The sequence below is a fragment of the Streptomyces calidiresistens genome (genome assembly GCF_014141525.1).
In the GTDB taxonomy this organism is placed as follows: Bacteria; Actinomycetota; Actinomycetes; order Streptomycetales; family Streptomycetaceae; genus Streptomyces; species Streptomyces calidiresistens.
The window spans coordinates 1-3,410 of record NZ_VKHS01000612.1; the positions used below are offsets into that span (position 1 = coordinate 1).

The following is a 3,410-nucleotide window of genomic DNA, read 5'->3' on the forward strand; positions in this document are numbered from 1 at the left end:
CCCCCGGGACCCACCCGGACACGAAAGGGCCCCGGGCGCGGTCTCCCGCACCCGGGGCCCCGGGGTTCCGTCGTGTCCGGGCGCGTCAGCCGGTGCCCTCCGGCCCCCCGGCCGCGTCGCCGCCCGCCGCCGCACCGCCGGCGTCGGCACCCCCGGCGCCGCCCTGGTCGCCGCCGGCGCCACCGCTCGCGGGGTTGCCCGGCGTGCCGCCGTCGCCCCCGCCACCGGGATTGCCGCTGTTCCCCTGGTCACCGCCGCCGGGGTCGGGGTTGCCGGTCGGTTCGCCGGCGCCGGCGTCCTCCCCACCGGCGTCGCCGCCGTCGCCGCCCTCGGCGGTGCCCTCGGTCGTCGCGCCCTCGTCACCGCCGATGTCGCCACCGGTGGTCCCGCCGTTCTGCCAGCCGCCACCGCTCTGGCCGCCACCGGACGACCCGCCGTTGGACTGGTTCCAGTCCGGATCGGGTGAGAAGGGGCCGGTCGTCTCCTCCTCCGGCTCCTCGGTCTCCTCCGGCTCCTCCGGTTCCTCGGTCTCCTCGGGACCCTCGGTCTCCTGCGGTGCCGTGGGGGTCGGGTCGGGGGCGGTCGGCAGGTCCTCGCCGCCCGTGAACTGCAGCGCCACCAGCACGCCCAGGCCGACCGCCGCCACCGCCAGCACGGCGGGCAGCGCCCAGCGCGGGAGCCGCCGGCCGCCCGGACCGCCGGCCCCGCCGACCCGGGTCTCCCCGTGCGGCGGCGTGCCCATCAGCAGCGGCGGACCCAGCTGGCTGGTCTCCGCGACGCGGTGGGCGGAGGACGCGGCGGGCATCGCCGTCGTGGCGGCGGTGGCGTCCATGGCGGCGGTGCCCATGGCCGGGGTGTCCGCGGTCAGCGAGCCGGTGTTCCACAGGCCGCCGGTGTGCCCGCCGTGCTCGCGCAGCATCCGCTGCGCGTGCTGCACCAGCGCCCGCATCTCCTCGGCGGACTGGAACCGGTCGTCCGGGTTCTTCGCCAGCGCCCGCAGCGCCAGGCCGTCCAGCTCCGGCGGTACCTCCGGCGACACCGTGGACGGCGGTCGCGGGGTGTCCTGCACGTGCTGGTAGACCACCGACAGCGGCGTCTCGCCGGTGAACGGCGGACGCAGCGTCAACAGTTCGTACAGCAGACAGCCCACCGCGTACAGGTCGGAGCGGGTGTCCACGGCCTTGCCGAGGGCCTGCTCGGGCGAGAGGTACTGCGGGGTGCCCATCACCATGCCGGTCTGCGTCATGGTGGACTGCGCGCCGTGCAGCGCGCGGGCGATGCCGAAGTCCATCACCTTGACCGAGCCGGTCTCGTTGATGATCACGTTGGCGGGCTTGATGTCGCGGTGCACGATGCCGTGCTGGTGGCTGTAGGCCAAGGCCTCCAGCACGCCGGAGACGATGTCCAGGGCCCGGTCGGTGCGCGCCGGCCCGTCGGGGCCCCGGCCCTCCTCCGCCGCGTCCGCGTCGTCGTTGAGCATCTCGCGGATGGTGCGGCCGTTGACCAGCTCCATCACCATGTAGGGCACGACCTGGCCGCCCATCCGCTCCTCACCGGAGTCGAACACGGCGACCACCGCGTGGTGGTTCAGCCCGGCGACGGACTGTGCCTCGCGCGTGAAGCGCGCCTTGGCGATGGGGTCCTCGGCGAGGTCGGACCGCAGCAGCTTGACCGCGACGACCCGCCCCAGGCGCACGTCCTCGGCCGCGAACACCTCGGCCATGCCGCCCCGGCCCAGTCGGCGCAGGATGCGGTAGCGGCCGTCGCCGACCAGTTCCCGGTGGCCCCCGGAGTCCGGCCCGCCCCGGGTTCCGCGATCGCCCCGCGTCCCGCCGGACGGCGGGGAACCCGAGGGCCCGGGGGGCGTCCCGCCACCGGTGGTCTCCGCCCCGCCGGCGCCGCCCGCGGCGTCCCGTTCCTCAGCCATCGGTCCTCGCCTGCGTCGCCCTGTTGAGAGCAGCAATCAAACCGGTTTCCGCCCTTCACCGCAAAGTCGCCGGATGCGGACCCCCGCCGTCCCGGCCCGTTCCGGGGCGGCACCGGCCGTCTCCCGGGGGCGCCCGGCGGGAGCCGCACGGGGACACGGGGGTCGTTCCGGGGAGTACCGGGCGCGCGACCCGGCTCGTCACCCGCCGGTCGGCACCGCGTCCCGGATCGGGACGCCGCTCCCCCCGGCATCAACGCGCCCGGTCCGCCCCCGGTTCCCGCCGTGCCCGACCGGCGATGTCCGACCCGTCACACCCCCCACGCCCAAGCGGTCACGGAACGGACAACGGGCTTGACGCGTCCCACCCCTGAGGCAGACTTGGCCTGTTACCACCGCCCACGGGGGAGAGCCATGACAGAGCACGCGCAGCCGCCGGCCGATCACACGGGCCGTGCGGTGGGCGGTGGTCGCTACCGGCTGCAGCAGCTGCTCGGCACCGGTGGCATGGCCTCGGTGCACCTGGCGCACGACTCGGTCCTGGACCGGCAGGTCGCCGTCAAGACGATGCACGGCGACCTCGGTCGGGAGGACTCCTTCCGCGAGCGCTTCAAGCGCGAGGCCCAGTCCGTGGCGAAGCTGACGCACACCAACATCGTGTCGGTCTTCGACACCGGTGAGGACGTCATCGACGGGCAGCCGGTGCCGTACATCGTCATGGAGTACGTCGACGGCCGCCCGCTGCGCAACGAGCTGGACGAGGACATCGCCCGCCACGGGGCGATGCCGGCCGACAAGGCGCTGCACGTGACCATGGACGTGTGCGCGGCCCTGGACATCTCGCACGAGATGGGGCTGGTCCACCGGGACATCAAGCCGGGCAACGTCATGCTGACCCGGCGCGGCGGCGTGAAGGTGATGGACTTCGGCATCGCCCGCGCCATGCAGTCCGGCGTGACCGCGATGACGCAGACCGGCATGGTCGTGGGCACCCCGCAGTACCTCTCGCCCGAGCAGGCGCTGGGTCGGGCCGTGGACGCCCGCTCCGACCTGTACTCGGTCGGCATCATGCTCTTCGAGCTGCTCACCGGCCGCCTGCCGTTCGACGCGGACTCCCCGCTGGCGATCGCCTACGCGCACGTGCAGGAGGAGCCGCCGGTCCCCTCCACCATCAACGCCGCGGTGCCGCCGGCGCTGGACGCCCTGGTGGCGCGGGCGCTGCGGAAGAACCCCAACGAGCGCTTCCAGTCGGCCGAGGAGTTCCGCCGTGCCTGCGAGGAGGCGCGTTCGGCGCTGACCGGGGCGGCCCCCCGCATCACCGGGGCGGCCCCGCCGCCCAGTGGCGCGGCGGTCTCGCAGGCGGTCTTCCCGGAGTACGGCTCGGCCGCGCCCTCGCCCCGCAGTTCGGCGTGCTTGACCGGCGCGAAGGGGTCCAGCCCGCGCCACGGACCGGGACCGAAGTGGGAGACGGCCTCCAGCAGCCGCC

At 75.1% G+C, this 3,410-nt stretch carries 2 protein-coding genes; one reads left to right on the forward strand and one right to left on the reverse strand.

Annotation, left to right across the window (positions count from 1 at the left end):
- Positions 1-85: 85 nt before the first annotated feature.
- Positions 86-1,927: a protein kinase domain-containing protein gene (locus FOE67_RS20400; protein ID WP_182666296.1), complete on the reverse strand. Its 1,842-nt coding sequence runs from the start codon at positions 1,925-1,927 to the stop codon at positions 86-88.
- Positions 1,928-2,338: 411 nt separating this feature from the next.
- On the opposite strand from FOE67_RS20400, the gene FOE67_RS20405 reads away from it, so the two are divergent.
- Positions 2,339-3,410 (forward strand): protein kinase domain-containing protein (locus FOE67_RS20405; protein ID WP_228474098.1); only part of this gene is annotated, 1,072 nt, incomplete at its 3' end.